Genomic DNA, 265 nt, shown 5'->3' with positions numbered 1-265 from the left:
ATAGACCAAGTAAGATCCTGACAGGGAAGCGTCTTTTCCAACACCAACTTCTCTGCCCTCTCTTTGTAACAAGGTAAAATTACTTGTTTCCCATGTTCCGCTTTCAAATGATTCATTAACTTTGGTAACTTGAATATTATCGATAGCAATGGATCCGCCGTATCGTAATCCCCAATACATCTGGTAATCGTCGTATGGCCCGGTGGTGAATGTCACAGACTTACTGTTCGCACTTCCTGGAGAGTCATTCCAAGTCAACCAGCCG

At 43.8% G+C, this 265-nt stretch carries 1 protein-coding gene; it reads right to left on the bottom strand.

Annotated elements, in window-relative coordinates; translation table 11 throughout:
- Positions 1-180, bottom strand: a 180-nt coding sequence (locus QMG93_RS35140) for a hypothetical protein (RefSeq protein WP_281944541.1), incomplete at its 3' end; no start/stop codon positions are given.
- Between the last annotated feature and the right edge of the window lie 85 nt (positions 181-265).

The organism is Paenibacillus tyrphae (assembly GCF_027925525.1).
Classification (GTDB): Bacteria; Bacillota; Bacilli; order Paenibacillales; family NBRC-103111; genus Paenibacillus_G; species Paenibacillus_G tyrfis_B.
Note: the sequence above shows the minus strand (reverse complement) of the source record. Positions and strands in the feature narration are given on the sequence as shown.